This window comes from Nocardiopsis coralliicola (assembly GCF_054779695.1).
In genome coordinates this window covers 57371-69831 of record NZ_BAAGXT010000012.1, presented here as the reverse complement: position 1 = coordinate 69831, position 12461 = coordinate 57371, and the positions used below count along the sequence as shown (strand labels likewise).

Annotated in this window: 12 protein-coding genes, 3 tRNA genes and 1 riboswitch; of the genes, 9 read left to right on the top strand and 6 right to left on the bottom strand. The window is 73.5% G+C overall.

Annotated features, from left to right (window positions below; all coding sequences use genetic code 11):
* The first annotated feature begins 217 nt into the window (after positions 1–217).
* Complete coding sequence (locus ACYVGT_RS11500) at positions 218–478, top strand: PspC domain-containing protein (protein WP_460856987.1); 261 nt, start codon at positions 218–220, stop codon at positions 476–478.
* 96 nt (positions 479–574) lie between these two features.
* Here the strand turns inward: ACYVGT_RS11500 and ACYVGT_RS11495 are convergent, their stop codons facing one another.
* Both ACYVGT_RS11495 and ACYVGT_RS11490 read right to left on the bottom strand, forming a co-directional pair.
* Positions 575–1957: an MFS transporter gene (locus ACYVGT_RS11495; protein ID WP_460856986.1), complete on the bottom strand. Its 1383-nt coding sequence runs from the start codon at positions 1955–1957 to the stop codon at positions 575–577.
* 334 nt (positions 1958–2291) lie between these two features.
* Positions 2292–2636 (bottom strand): metallopeptidase family protein, encoded by a 345-nt coding sequence (locus ACYVGT_RS11490; RefSeq protein WP_460856983.1) that lies wholly within the window; start codon positions 2634–2636, stop codon positions 2292–2294.
* A gap of 220 nt (positions 2637–2856) precedes the next feature.
* Between ACYVGT_RS11490 and ACYVGT_RS11485 the strand changes: the two genes are divergently transcribed.
* From ACYVGT_RS11485 to ACYVGT_RS11470, 4 genes are all read left to right on the top strand, one after another.
* On the top strand, positions 2857–4428 hold the full coding sequence (locus ACYVGT_RS11485) for a metallophosphoesterase family protein (RefSeq protein ID WP_460857176.1): 1572 nt from the start codon (positions 2857–2859) through the stop codon (positions 4426–4428).
* Between the two features lie 109 nt (positions 4429–4537).
* Positions 4538–4610: transfer RNA gene (locus tag ACYVGT_RS11480), tRNA-Glu, on the top strand.
* An 83-nt stretch (positions 4611–4693) separates the two neighbouring features.
* A tRNA-Asp gene (locus ACYVGT_RS11475) sits at positions 4694–4768 on the top strand.
* Positions 4769–4788: 20 nt separating this feature from the next.
* Positions 4789–4862 (top strand) — tRNA-Phe (locus tag ACYVGT_RS11470).
* 84 nt (positions 4863–4946) lie between these two features.
* Here the strand turns inward: ACYVGT_RS11470 and ACYVGT_RS11465 are convergent.
* Together ACYVGT_RS11465 and ACYVGT_RS11460 are read right to left on the bottom strand one after the other, a co-directional pair.
* On the bottom strand, positions 4947–5792 hold the full coding sequence (locus tag ACYVGT_RS11465) for an NmrA family NAD(P)-binding protein (protein ID WP_460856981.1): 846 nt from the start codon (positions 5790–5792) through the stop codon (positions 4947–4949).
* A 115-nt stretch (positions 5793–5907) separates the two neighbouring features.
* Entirely contained in the window at positions 5908–6816 is a 909-nt protein-coding gene (locus tag ACYVGT_RS11460; protein WP_460856978.1) for an SDR family NAD(P)-dependent oxidoreductase, read from the bottom strand.
* A 74-nt stretch (positions 6817–6890) separates the two neighbouring features.
* Here ACYVGT_RS11460 and ACYVGT_RS11455 point away from each other — a divergent pair, with 74 nt between their 5' ends.
* The 3 genes from ACYVGT_RS11455 (at position 6891) to ACYVGT_RS11445 (ending at position 8603) form a co-directional block, all read left to right on the top strand.
* The gene (locus tag ACYVGT_RS11455) at positions 6891–7325 is read left to right on the top strand and encodes a winged helix-turn-helix transcriptional regulator (RefSeq protein WP_460856976.1); all 435 of its coding nucleotides are present in this window, start codon (positions 6891–6893) and stop codon (positions 7323–7325) included.
* A 39-nt stretch (positions 7326–7364) separates the two neighbouring features.
* Positions 7365–8156, top strand: a complete 792-nt coding sequence (locus ACYVGT_RS11450) for an LLM class flavin-dependent oxidoreductase (protein WP_460856974.1) — start codon at positions 7365–7367, stop codon at positions 8154–8156.
* A gap of 96 nt (positions 8157–8252) precedes the next feature.
* Complete coding sequence (locus tag ACYVGT_RS11445; protein ID WP_460856971.1) at positions 8253–8603, top strand: DoxX family protein; 351 nt, start codon at positions 8253–8255, stop codon at positions 8601–8603.
* A gap of 523 nt (positions 8604–9126) precedes the next feature.
* Here the strand turns inward: ACYVGT_RS11445 and ACYVGT_RS11440 are convergent.
* Positions 9127–9864 (bottom strand): (2Fe-2S)-binding protein, encoded by a 738-nt coding sequence (locus ACYVGT_RS11440; protein ID WP_460856969.1) that lies wholly within the window; start codon positions 9862–9864, stop codon positions 9127–9129.
* 186 nt (positions 9865–10050) lie between these two features.
* A riboswitch (cobalamin riboswitch) is annotated at positions 10051–10221 on the bottom strand.
* Positions 10222–10427: 206 nt separating this feature from the next.
* Here ACYVGT_RS11440 and ACYVGT_RS11435 point away from each other — a divergent pair.
* Positions 10428–11387 (top strand): TIGR03557 family F420-dependent LLM class oxidoreductase, encoded by a 960-nt coding sequence (locus ACYVGT_RS11435; protein ID WP_460856967.1) that lies wholly within the window; start codon positions 10428–10430, stop codon positions 11385–11387.
* A gap of 205 nt (positions 11388–11592) precedes the next feature.
* Here ACYVGT_RS11435 and ACYVGT_RS11430 read toward each other — a convergent pair whose 3' ends face one another.
* A complete protein-coding gene (locus tag ACYVGT_RS11430) occupies positions 11593–12309 on the bottom strand; it encodes an exonuclease domain-containing protein (RefSeq protein WP_460856965.1) in 717 nt (238 codons plus the stop codon).
* Positions 12310–12461 lie beyond the last annotated feature (152 nt).

Below are 12461 nucleotides of genomic sequence, written 5' to 3'. Positions count from 1 at the left end.
AAGGAACGGTTCGGCTGGCCCGGGGGGAAATGGCGCTCAGGGCGCCGCCGCGGAGGCGTCCGGAAGCCACCACGATAGCCGCATCCCGTACCGCCGGGGGCTTTCCGTCCACAGGCGGCACCGGGACCGCGCTCCAGGCGGCATCAGGGATGCGTCAGGGGGCGGCCAGGGGGTTGCCCGATGGGCGCGGGGCCTCTCCACCGGGCACAGTGGAGACATGAACGAGAACTTTGGACAGAAGAAGCTCCAGCGGAGCCGCGAGCACCGCATCCTGACCGGCGTGGCCGGCGGCATCGGCCAGTTCTTCGGCGTCGACGCCAACCTGGTCCGGGTCGCCTTCGCCGTACTGGCCCTGTTCGGCTTCAGCGGCGTGCTGATCTACATCGTCGCCTGGGTGGTCATGCCGGAGGAGGGCGGCCAGGGCTCCGTGCTGGAGCACGTCGTCAAGAACTTCCAGGGAAAGAAGTCCGACTACTGATGGGCCGGCCGGCGGACGCTGCCGCACCGCCTCCGGCACCGGGTCCCGGCACGAGGCGCCGGGGCCGAGGGGGTGCGCAGCCCTGACCGCGCCGGCTCACGCGCCGCTGGACGCCTGCATCCGCTCCAGCACGCCCGGCACGAGGCGGGCCCACGGGAAGGCGAGCAGGAGCGCCGCTGCGACGCCGAGGACGCCGGCGCCGGCCACCACGGTCTCCAGCGGCACCACCTCGACCGCGAGCGCCGCGGCCGCGATCCCGACGCCCTGCGCCGCCTGGAGCCCGCCCGCAACCAGGCCGAACGCCTGCCCGCGCCCGCTTTCCGGCGCGCACAGCACGAACGCCGCATTCGCCACGAGCTGGTAGGAGCACAGCGCCCCGGACACGGCCAGCAGGGCCACCATGGCCCACAGCGGCGGGTGCAGCACCCACAGCGTGAGCGGCACGGATCCGGCGACGGCGAGCGGTCCGAGCAGGTGCATGCGGAGCGTCGGGCCGATGATCCGGGTGAGCGTGTATCCGCCGACGAGCGCGCCCATCGCCGGCGCCGCCATGATCAGGCTCGCGCCGACCGAGCCGCCGCCCACCGCCGACGACAGCGGACCGGCCAGCCCGAACGGCACCATGTAGAACACCGCAAGCCAGGCCATCAGCGCCAGCGTCCGCAGCCGCGGATCCCCGGCGACCACCCGGGTGCCGTCGCGGGCGATCGCGGCCAGCGACGGCCGGCCCCGGTCCTGCGCCGCGGGTGCGGGGCGTTCGCCCACGCCCCACCGGATGATCACGGCCGACACCAGGAACGCCGCGGACGTGACGCCCAGAGCGCCGACCGGTCCGAGCACCGCGAACGCCCAGCCGCCCGCGAGGAGTCCGGCCAGCGTGCCGACGTGGCTGGTCAGGTTGATGATGGCCGAGGAGGCGACGAACCGCTCGCCCTCCAGCATCTGCGCCATCAGCGCCGCGCGCGCCGCGCCGAACGGAATCATGGGCAGGATCGTGCAGAACAGCAGCGGCCAGATCAGCCACACCGGCAGCCCCGGAAGCGCGATGGCGGCGACGAGCAGCGCGCGCAGCACGTCGCAGGCGATCATCACCTTCCGCCGGGGCACGATGTCGCTCAGCCCGCTCAGCAGCGGACCGGCCAGCACGTGCGGGAGGAACGTCAGCGTGATGGTGATGCCGGCCGCCAGCGGCGACTGCGTCTCCCGGTAGACGAGCATCGACACCGACAGGCTGAGCAGGTGGCTGCCGGCCATGGTGATCGCGTGCGACGCCCAGAGGGCGCGGAACTCGCTGATCCGCGCCACGTCGGCGTAGGCCCGCTTCCAATCGGGGGTGGCCGCCCCGGTGCCGTCCGGTGCTGCGGCGGACGTCCGGGTGCTGCCCGGCTCCGGACCCCCCGGGTCCTCCGGGTCCTCCGGGCGGTCCGGCCGCGGTGCCGCGGCCGGACCCGTCGCACCGTCCGTGCGCGGACTCTCCACCGGCGGCCCCCTCTCGGCTCGTCCTCAGCCCGTGTCCCGGATGGGCCGGGGCGCACACCCGGAGTTTCACTCCAAGTTGCCGGACAGTGACTTACAGTCTCTAATCGGGTCACGCTGCGCAACCGGTTCTCGCGGATCCGTCGCGCGTTCGTTGCCTGCGCGCCCGTTCTGGGGGCATGCGCCGGAATGGCCGCGGGGTTTCGGGCGCCGAGCACGCCTCCATCGGCCTGTCCTTAGCGGAGGCGCGTGAGCGCGGGGCGCCGCCGGACGGGCGCTGAGGGATGGCGCCCCGCCCCGCAGGCAGGGGGCCGGGGGCACGCCGCCGTCAGCCGGCTCAGCCCCAGCCGAGTTCGTGCAGGCGGTCGTCGTCGATCCCGAAGTGGTGGGCGACCTCGTGGATGACGGTGATGCGCACCTCTTCCACTACATCCTCCGGCGTCGCGCAGACGGCGCAGATCTCCCGCCAGTAGATGAAGATCTGGTCGGGCAGGACGCCGGCGTAGCCCTCGCCGCGCTCGGTCAGCGGCACCCCCTCGTACAGGCCGAGGAGCCCCGGCTCGGGCGGGTTCTCGGCCACCGTCACCACGACGTTGTCCATCGCCTGTGCGAGCGGTTGCGGGATGCTGTCCAGAGCGTCTGCGACGAGCTCTTCGAATTCCAGGCGGTTGAGTTCGACCACACTCGTATTGTCGGCCACGTCGCGGGCGCTGTCGCGTGCCGCGTGCCGCCGGACTGCCCGCGGGCCGCGTGCCCTGGGGGTCCGCCGCGGCAGGCGCCGGAGCGCCCGCGGCGCTGCGCAGCGGCCGCTCCGCGCCGTAGCGGAGCGCGGTTTCCACGCGTCGGCGCTGGGGCGTTGCCGGGTGCGGGTGCGTGGGCATGATGGTGTCGTGTTTTCGCGCGTGAGATCGGCGCTGTCCGCCGTGCGGACCTGGGCGGACGCCCGGCGCGAGGCGCTGCTGCGCGGCGCCCGGGTGGCCGGGGTGGTCGCCGCGGGCCTGCTCGGCGGGTGGCTCGGCCTGGCCGTCGGCGGCCAGGTGCTGACGCCGATCGGCCCCGCCGACGTCACCCTCTCCGTCGCCCCGAGCTGGGACGGGGAGACCGTCGTCGACGTCGCCCCGCTCGGCACGCTGCAGTTCGACACCCACTCCGCTCCGCTCCGCTTCACCGCCGAGATCACCGAGATCCGCCTGGCCGCCGCCGAGGAGATGTTCAACGACCCCGGGGCGATCGACCGGATGGCGCAGAGCATCGGCACCGAGCTGCGCAACGGCGTGATCCACCTGTTCGTCCAGGCCGCCGTTGCGGCCGCGCTGGGCGCCGCGCTCGCCGGAGCGCTCCTCTTCCGCACGTGGCGCAAGACGGCCTGGAGCGCCGGCACGTCGGTCGCCGTGTTCGCCGCCTCCGGCGGCCTCGCGGCGCTCACCTTCAACCCCTCGGCCATCGCCGAGCCCCGCTACTCCGGGCTGCTGGCCGGCGCGCCGCAGGTGGTCGGCAGTGCCGAGCAGGTCGTGAGCCGGTTCGAGCAGTACCGCCAGCAGCTGGCCGGACTGGTCGGCAACGTCTCCCAGCTCTATGAAGTCACCTCCGACCTGCCCGTCTACGAGGGCGACGAAGGCACCATCCGCGTCCTGCACGTCTCCGACATCCACCTGAACCCCGCAGCGTGGAACGTCGTCTCGTCGATCCAGCGCCAGTTCCAGGTCGACATGATCGTCGACTCGGGTGACCTGACCGACCGCGGCAGCGCTGCAGAGGACGCCTTCGCCGACAAGATCGCCGACCTCGACGTGCCCTACGTGTGGGTGCGCGGCAACCACGACTCGATGGGGACGCAGCGCGCGGTGGAGGCGCAGCCCAACGCGGTCGTGCTGGACGACGGTGTGGAGGAGGTCGGCGGCCTCGTCTTCTACGGCGCCGGCGACCCCCGCTTCGAGCCGGACAAGACGGCCGACAACCCCGACGCCGACGAGGTGGCCGCGATCGGCCGGCAGCAGGCCGAGCAGCTGGACGGCGCGGATCCGCCGATCGACGTCGCCGTGCTGCACGACCCCGTGCAGGCCGACGCCTTCAACGGCCGCACCCCGCTGATCCTCGCCGGCCACGGCCACCGCCGGTGGAGCGAGCTCACTGACGAGGGCACGCGGTTCGCGGTGCAGGGCTCGACGGGCGGTGCCGGCCTGCGCGGGCTGGAGAGCGGCATCGACCAGCCGAAGCCGTACGAGGCGTCGGTCCTCTACTTCGACGCCGACACCAAGCGGCTGCAGGCCTGGGACGACGTCACACTCGGCGGGCTCGGGCTGACGTCGGCCCAGATCGAGCGGCATATCGAAGAGGACCCCGAACGCGACGTCGAGCCGCCCGAGCCCTCCGGGGAACCCGCCGAAGACCCGTCGGACAGCCCCGCAGGGGACCCCTCGGAAACCCCCTCCGACGCGCCGGAGGGCCCATCCCCACCTGCAGCGACACCGTAATCGTGCGGTGGGCGGGAATCGCTTTGGCACAGGGCGCCCCTCTCCCCTATGCTTAGTCCGTCCCGGCGAACGGGCGGATCGGGCAGCCGACGGCCTCGTTCGTCGCTGAGCCCCCTTCGTCTAGTGGCCTAGGACGCTGCCCTTTCAAGGCGGTAACGCCGGTTCGAATCCGGTAGGGGGTACGGCTCCGTCCGAAGGAGTGCCGAGGCTCTGGCACAATAGAGGACACGGAGCGCCGTCCCTGCGCGGGCGGACAACCACATAAGGTCCTGTGGAGCAGTTAGGAGTGCTCGCCACCCTGTCAAGGTGGAGGCCGCGGGTTCAAATCCCGTCAGGACCGCTCGCCACACACGTGGCTGCGGCTAGGTAGCTCAGTTGGTACGAGCGTCCGCCTGAAAAGCGGAAGGTCGGCGGTTCGACCCCGTCCCTAGCCACTTGTCGCAGGGGTGCGAGAACCCCCGCGGACTGGGAATCCAGGTCGCGGGGGTTCTTTTGTGTGCGGGTGGGGCGGCCCCTCGTCAGCGGAAGTCGTCGATGTGGTCCAGGGCCCACTGGCGGTAGGTGCGCGGCGGGGTGCCGGTGACGGCGGTGGACGGGGTGAGCTTCTCCGTGTAGCCGGGGTGGGAGAAGGATTCGTGGGCGACCATGATGGCGTCGACGTACTCGTCCGGGAGCCCGGAGGCAGCCAGTTCCGCGCGGGCCTCCTCGTGCGGCTGCGTTTCGAGGCGGAGGGGCCGGCCGATGACCTCGCCGATGATGGCGACGCGGTCCTCGGTGCTGAGCATCTCGGGGCCGGTCACCGTGTAGGTCGCGCCCTCGTGGCCCGGCTCCGACAGTGCGGTGACACCGACCTCGGCCAGGTCGGCTTCGTGCACCATGGAGCGGCGCGCTCGGGGGAACGGGTCCCGGACGGTGCCGCTCGCGCGGATGCCTTCCGCCCACGCCAGGTCGTTGCTGGCGAAGCCGCCGCCCCGGACCGTGGTGGTCCGCAGGCCGCGTGCTGAGAGCAGGCGTTCGATCGCGGCGTGCATCCCGTTGATCGGGTCCGCCTGCTCCTCGCTGGCGTCGTCGACGCCGTCGGACGACAGGTGGACCACCCGGCGCGCACTGCCGGCGATCACGTCGATCACCGGTCGGGGGTCGAGGCCCACCGCGCCCCACACCAGGAAGACGTCGTCCACATCGCGCAGGGCGGACCGCAGCGACTCCGGATCACCGAGGTCGCCCTGCGCCACCTCGACGCCCTCGGGGAACCGCACCCCTGCGGGATCGCGGACGAACGCCCGAACCGGACGGCCCCGGTCCGAGAGCTGCCGGACTGCTGCGCCGCCGACCTTGCCGGACGCGCCGATTACCAGAGTCATGCCATGCCTCCTCGCGAGTACCTCCTCGCCGGAGGGGTCCGGTGAGGTGCGTTCCATCCCAGTACCTCTACTTAACGTGAAGTCAAGCCGCCGGCTGGGCGGACGGCGGCGGGCGTCAGCTCTGGCTGCCGTCCGCCGGGGGCGGCTCCGCCGCGCTGGACAGCATCTGCGCGGTGGCGCCGGCGAGGCGGCGGGCTGCGCCCGGGTCGAGGGTGGGGAGGTCGAGGGGGAGCGGCCTGCTGCGGGCGAGTGCGGTCAACCGGGCGGCCGGTGGTGCGTCGAGGACTTCGTGGACGGGCGCGACGGCCCGCTCGATCGGTTTCGCGGCAATCGCGGCCAGTGCCTTGATGAGGGCGCGGGTGGACGGCCGGAGCTGTTCCATTGCGGCGTCGCCGCTCTTCGTGAACCCCGGATTGAAGAGGACGTAGGGGACGCGGTCGCCGTACTCCTCGGCCATCGCCACCCCCAGCAGGTCATTGGCCCGGCCCGCCTGGATCTGGGCCGCCACCGTCCGGTAGCCGCGCCGGAGCTGCGGATCGCTCCAGCGGATGCGGCCGGCGGTGATTCCGGTACCGGCGATATTGACGATCACCGGGCGCACACCCGAGCTCAGCGCCGTGACGAGTCCGCGGCTGAGAATCGCCCGGCTGAGGTAGTACAGCGCGAAGGTCGCCTCGAACCCGTCGGCCGTCTCGACCCGGCGCGGAAACTGGCGGTTGGCGCCCAGGACGAGGCCGTCGATGCGCCCGTACCGGGCCGCGACCCGGTCGATGACCGACTGGCTGCCCGCGACGGTGCTGAGGTCGGCCGCGAGGAAGTCGATCCGCCCCGCAACCCCGGCTTCCTCCGCCTCCGCGAGGAGCCGGGTGCCCTTGGCGGAACTGCTGCCGACCGCGAGGACCCGGTCGCCCCGCGCCGCTCGGCCGAGGGCCAGCGCGCGGCCCATACCGTCGCTCCCGCCGGTGATCACGAAGGTCCGCGCCGTCGGGTCCGCCTGTGCAGAGCCGGGATCCTGGCCATTCATCGCGCCCTCCGGTTACTTTTCGTCAGTACCCCCATCCTGGGTAAGCGGGCAGCTGAGCGAAAGAAGGCAGTTCCATGTCAGCAGCGAACACCGATGTGCCCGCCCCGCTGGACACCGTGCTGCCGGCACCGGTTCCCGCCGGCGAGCACGTGGAATGCCCCGTGAGTGACGTCTTGCGCAGGATCGGGGATAAGTGGACCGTGCTGGTCGTGGTGCTGCTCGGCCAGCGCCCCTACCGGTTCAACGAGCTGCATCGCGGGATCGAGGCGATCAGCCAGCGCATGCTGACGCGCACGCTGCGCGTTCTGGAAGCCGACGGGCTGGTGCACCGGGAGGTCTTCGCGACGGTTCCGCCGAGCGTGGAGTACAGCCTGACGCCCCTGGGGCGCTCGCTGCTGGAACCCTTGTCCGCCCTCGCCGCGTGGGCGGTCGAGAACCAGGCCGCCATCGCCGCGAGCCGCCGCGGAAGCGCGGCCGCCGAGGAGCATCGGGCGGAGCGGCGCAGTTGACCAGCGGGACGGCGGTCCCGGACGAGGAGTGGAGGCGCAATGCGGACCGGACTGTATCTGCCGCCGTTCGGGGAGCTCGCCGACCCGGGTGCCGTGGCCGGAGTCGCGGCGCGGGCGGAGGCGGCGGGCTTCGACGGCGTGTTCCTGTGGGACCACGTCGCGCGGCCCCGGTCTCCCGGGCTGGCCGTCGGCGATGCGTGGATCGCGCTGGCCGCCGCGGCCGCGGCGACACGGCGCATCGTGCTGGGCACCCGGGTGACGCCGCTGCCGCGCCGCCGGCCGCACGATGTCGCGCGGCAGGCCGTCGCGCTCGACCAGCTCAGCGGCGGCCGCTTTGTTCTCGGCGCCGGGATCGGCAGCGACCGGAGCGGCGAGCTGTCCCGCCTGGGTGAGGAGACCGCGGCGCGCACCCGCGCGGCGATGCTGGACGAAGGGCTCGACCTCATCGACCGGCTCTGGACCGGTGCGGACGTGCACCACGTCGGCGGCCACTACACGGTCGACGGCCTGCGGTTCCTGCCCCGGCCCGTGCAGCGTCCGCGCATCCCGGTCTGGATCGGGGCGCAGTCGGTGAACCCCGGACCGCTGCGGCGCGCCGCCCGGTTCGATTGCATCTGCCCAGAGACCGACCCCGATGGGCTGCGCGCCATGCTCGCCGCCGTCGCTGAGCAGCGCGGCGGACTCGACGGCTACGCAGTGGCCGTCGGCGGCCCGCCCGGCGCTGACCCCGAGCCCTTCCGCGCGGCCGGCGCGACCTGGTGGCTGGAGCAGTTCCCGGAGGTGACCAGCGTTGCCGAGGTCGACGCGGTGATCGCCGCACGAGCGCTCTAGCGCAGGCGGACGTCCGGTGCCCGCTGTCACAGAACCCTTCCCCGCGGTGTCTCCAGGACTGAAGGAGAGCGCACGAGTGAGGAAGGGTGACCCGCAATGATCGAACCGTGGTGGCCGCTCGCAGTCCTGGCGGCGATCCAGCTTGCGGATGCGGTGCTCTGCATCAAGCCGGCGGCCTTCATCCAGGCGTGCCTGGAATCGGTCCGGTTCCCGCAGCGGCTCGCGTGGGTGTTCCCGCCGATCAAGTTCGCCGCTGCTGCGGGCCTGGTCGCCGGCGTCTGGTTTCCGCCGCTGGCGGTGCTGACGGCGGGCGCGCTCACCGTCTACTTCGTGCTTGCGGCGGGCGCGCACATCCGGGTCCGGGACTTCGGCCGCAACTTCACCGCCAGTCTCGGGATGCTGGCGATCTGCGCCGCCGTCTTCGCGTTCACCCTCGCGGTGGTCTGACCCGGACGCGCTGGCACCGGCCGGCCCGGCACGGACCGCCGACCGGCCGGGGCCGGCACCATGGCCCGCGTCGCACCGCAACCTGGGGTCAGCCGAATGACGAAGACGACGAGGGCCTGACGCGGACCGGGAAGGGCGGCCGCTGCCGGCGCGGCAGCGGCCGGGGTTGTGCTGGTCGCGGGGCAGGCCCACGGCGTTAAAGGCAAGGGCGGCTTCGCCGGCCGCTGTTGCGCTTGTCCGACGCACTGACCAGCTGCCACCCGGGCCACCTGGGCGCGGGAGCCTGCGCTCCGAGCCGTCCCGTCCGCTCCAGCCCGCGAACAGTGGAAACTCTGGCCGCGCAGCGGCCGGGAGCGGCGGGACAGAGCGGAAAGACCGCCGACGAAGCCGCCCGCTGCCTTGGTGCTCTACGCCGAACCCGCGGTCGCCTGGCTCCCGCCGACCACCCCGAGGGTTCGGCCATCCTCGCGCCGCCAGCCACGGGTAGAGCGCCGGAGCAGCGCGGGCCCGCGGCGGCAGCGCGTCACCGCAGCACGCAGTCTCCACAGGTGCCCATGCCCGGCAGCCGGTAGTAGAGGCAGCAGCTGCGCCGCTGGTAGGGGGTCGGAGGGGAGGCGCTGAGCGGTGCGTGCCAGTCGATCGCGTCGGCAAGGTCGGCGTCCGCGAGGACGGCCCGTGCGACCGCTTCCGCGGCTCCGGCGGCCTCGGGGCGCTGCCGGGCCACCATCTCGGCTGCCGCGGCGACCGAGGAGGCCGCGTTGCCGCGCAGCACGGTCGGCGAGACGGGGGCTGCGGCGCGGAAGGCCGTCGACGCCGGCGCCAGCAGCCCCGCCACGTAGAACCGCGCCACCGCCGCGCCGACCGCGCGGGGCCCGCGGCCGTGCGCGACATCGCCGGGGCCGCCGGCCACCAGGAGCTGCAGCGGGCCGCCCGCGGGATCCGCCCACCGCAGCGCGGCGGGGTCCGGGACGGCGCCGTGCAGTGCCGCCGTCGCCACCGCCGGGCTGAGCAGGCGCGCGGCGACACTCTGGAACAGCACGGACGCCGCGACCCGCGGCTCCACCCTCGCCACCCCCACCCCGGCGCGTTCGGCGAACGCCCGCCGGGTGGCGGCGATCCGCGGGACCAGTTCGGCGCGGCTCCACAGCGCCTCGACCGGCCGGCCCGTCCCCGCTTCTGCGGGGACGGCTGAGAAGAAGCCGCCGAGCGACGCGGCATCGGTGAGTGCTGCTGCTGCGGAGCCGCCGCGTGACCGGCCCATCAGGTCCTGGTGCGGGCGGGGCCCTGGGGTCCGGGCCGGTGCCTTCCGGGGCGGCGCTGTGTACGGCATGGGGCGGCAGGTCCTTCCGTGTCGCCTCGGCCCGGCCGGCGGCCGGACGCGGAGCAGACCGGTGGCCTCATCCGTGCGTCCATGCGTGCCATCCTCTCGCGGGGAGATCCGCCCCGGGTGTCGAGGACGACGGCGGTGAGTCTCCTGGCTCGCGGGTCATCGCGCGGTCCCTGCCTTCCCGCCCGGCGGCGGTGGCGTCTGCGGGGACCGGCTCTCCGACTCACAGTGGCGGGACCGCGCCGGATTCGCACCGGCTTCCTCGTCTCCGCCGTCGTTGCTGTTCGGTACTGCACCTCTCGGTGCACGGTGTGTGCTGCCCGGCCACGTCCGGCCGCGCAGCCACATGATCGCACGGTCAGTATTTCCCCAACCCTGCGCCTCCCCGTGTTAGCCGCGGGGCGCACCGGTTACGGCCACCCCGAGGCCGCCCGCCGCATGCCGGGAGCCGTCCCGGCGTGCGCGGGCACAGACGCAGCGAGCACGGAGGTGGCACGGTGCAGTTCGGACTCAAGCTCATGGCGGAGCAGTACGGGCCCCGGGAACTCGTCCGGCAGGCAGTGCGGGCCGAGGAGGCGGGCCTGGACTTCGTGGAGATCAGCGACCACTTCCATCCCTGGCTCGACAGCCAGGGCCACTCGCCGTTCGCCTGGTCGGTGCTGGCGGCGATCGCCGAGCGGACCGAGCGCATCCGGCTCGGCACGGGTGTCACCTGCCCGACCCTCCGCTACCACCCGGCGCTGGTGGCGCAGGCGTCGGCGACGGTCGCGCTGCTCGCCCAAGGACGGCACTTCCTCGGGGTCGGCGCGGGGGAGCGGCTGAACGAGCACGTCGTGGGGCTGGGGTGGCCGCCCGTCCACATCCGCCACCGGATGCTGGAGGAGGCGCTGCACGTCATCCGGCTGCTCTGGTCCGGCGGCTACCACTCCTTCGACGGCGAGCACATCACGCTGGAGGACGCGCGGGTCTTCGATCTGCCGGACACGCCGCCGGAGATCGTGGTCGCGGCGGGCGGCCCGCGTGCCGCCGAGCTCGCCGCCGAACACGGGGACGCACTCTTCGCCAACGAGCCGCGCTCCGACATCGCCGAGGTGTATGCCCGTGCGGGCGGGGGCGGCGCCCGCTACAACGAGGTGCCCCTGGCCGTGGGGCCGGACCGGGACGAGGCGCTGCGAAGGGCGCGCGAGATGATCCGGTTCGCGGCCGGCGGGTGGAAGGTGATGGCGGAGCTTCCGAACCCGGTGAACTTCGACGCCGCATCGGCGGCGGTGACGGTGGACGACGTCGCAGGCATGGTCTCCGCGGGGCCCGACGCCGCGGAGCACGTCGCCCAGGTGTCCCGGTTCGCGGAGGCCGGCTACGACCGCCTCGCACTGCTCAACGCAGGCGGCGACGTCGACGCCTTCCTGGACTTCTACACCGCTGAACTCGCTGAGCCGCTCCGCGCGCTGGCCTGAGGAGGGCCGGTCGGGGAGCGCCCCGGCGGACGGCGCCCGCTCTGCCCGTCCGGCCGGCGGCACGGCAGCAGCGCAGCGCTGAGCACCTGCCGCGCCCTCCGGGCCCCGGTCGAGAGCGTGTCCCGCCCCCTGGAGGGGATTCCGTCAGCGGGGCGCACCGGCGCCCGTGTGCCGTGGCGCCGCTCCGTCCACAGGGTGGGGAAACTCAGTCGGCGGCGGGGCGGGGGACCAGGGGCCAGGCCCGTTCGATGACGGCGCCTGGGTCCTTCGAGCGGCGCAGGTACGCCTCGAAGGAGGCGGCCTGCTCCGAACGCCAGAGCCGCTGCGCCTGGTGCAGGTCGTCGGCGGTCATCGCGGCGAGCTCGGGGCGGGTGGACCCCAGCCGCCAAGCCAGTCGCGCCGCGGCGAGCGCGTCCGCCTCGCAGCCGTGCGCCTCGCCCGGAGCCAGCCGGATCTCGTAGTGCGCGCAGACGTCGACCAGTGTCCGCGAGCCGCGCCGGTACCGGTCGACCTGGCGGTCCAGCACCATCGGGTCGACCACCCGCATGCGCCCGCCGAAGTCGGTGGAGTCGCCGTGCCGCGCCATCTCGCGGTCGATGAGGGTGAGGTCGAAGGCCGCGTTGAACGCGACGATCGGGATCTCCTTGTCGGTCAGCTCGGCGAGTTCCGCGCCGATCTCGCGCACCACCTCGTCCGCGGGCCGCCCCTCGGCGCGCGCCTGCTCGGTGGAGATGCCGTGCACCGCGGTCGCCTCGGCGGGGATCTCCACGCCCGGATCGGCCAGCCAGGTGCGCGTGCGGGTGTCGCCGGTGGCGGGGTCGATGCGGATGACCGCTGCGGTGACCACGCGGTCGGTCTCCACGTCCACGCCGGTCGTCTCGAGGTCGAATGCGGCCATCGGCTTCAGATGCCAGTCGCTCACGTCAACCCTCTCCAGCAGGGGGCTCCCATTGAACCGCACGCTGGAGACGTTCCGTCACGTCCACGTCCCCTCGCGTTACCGGACCGGTCGCGCGTGGGGGGAGGTCCGGTAGCGGTCCGCGGTGATTGAATAACGCTCCGTTCCACAGCCAA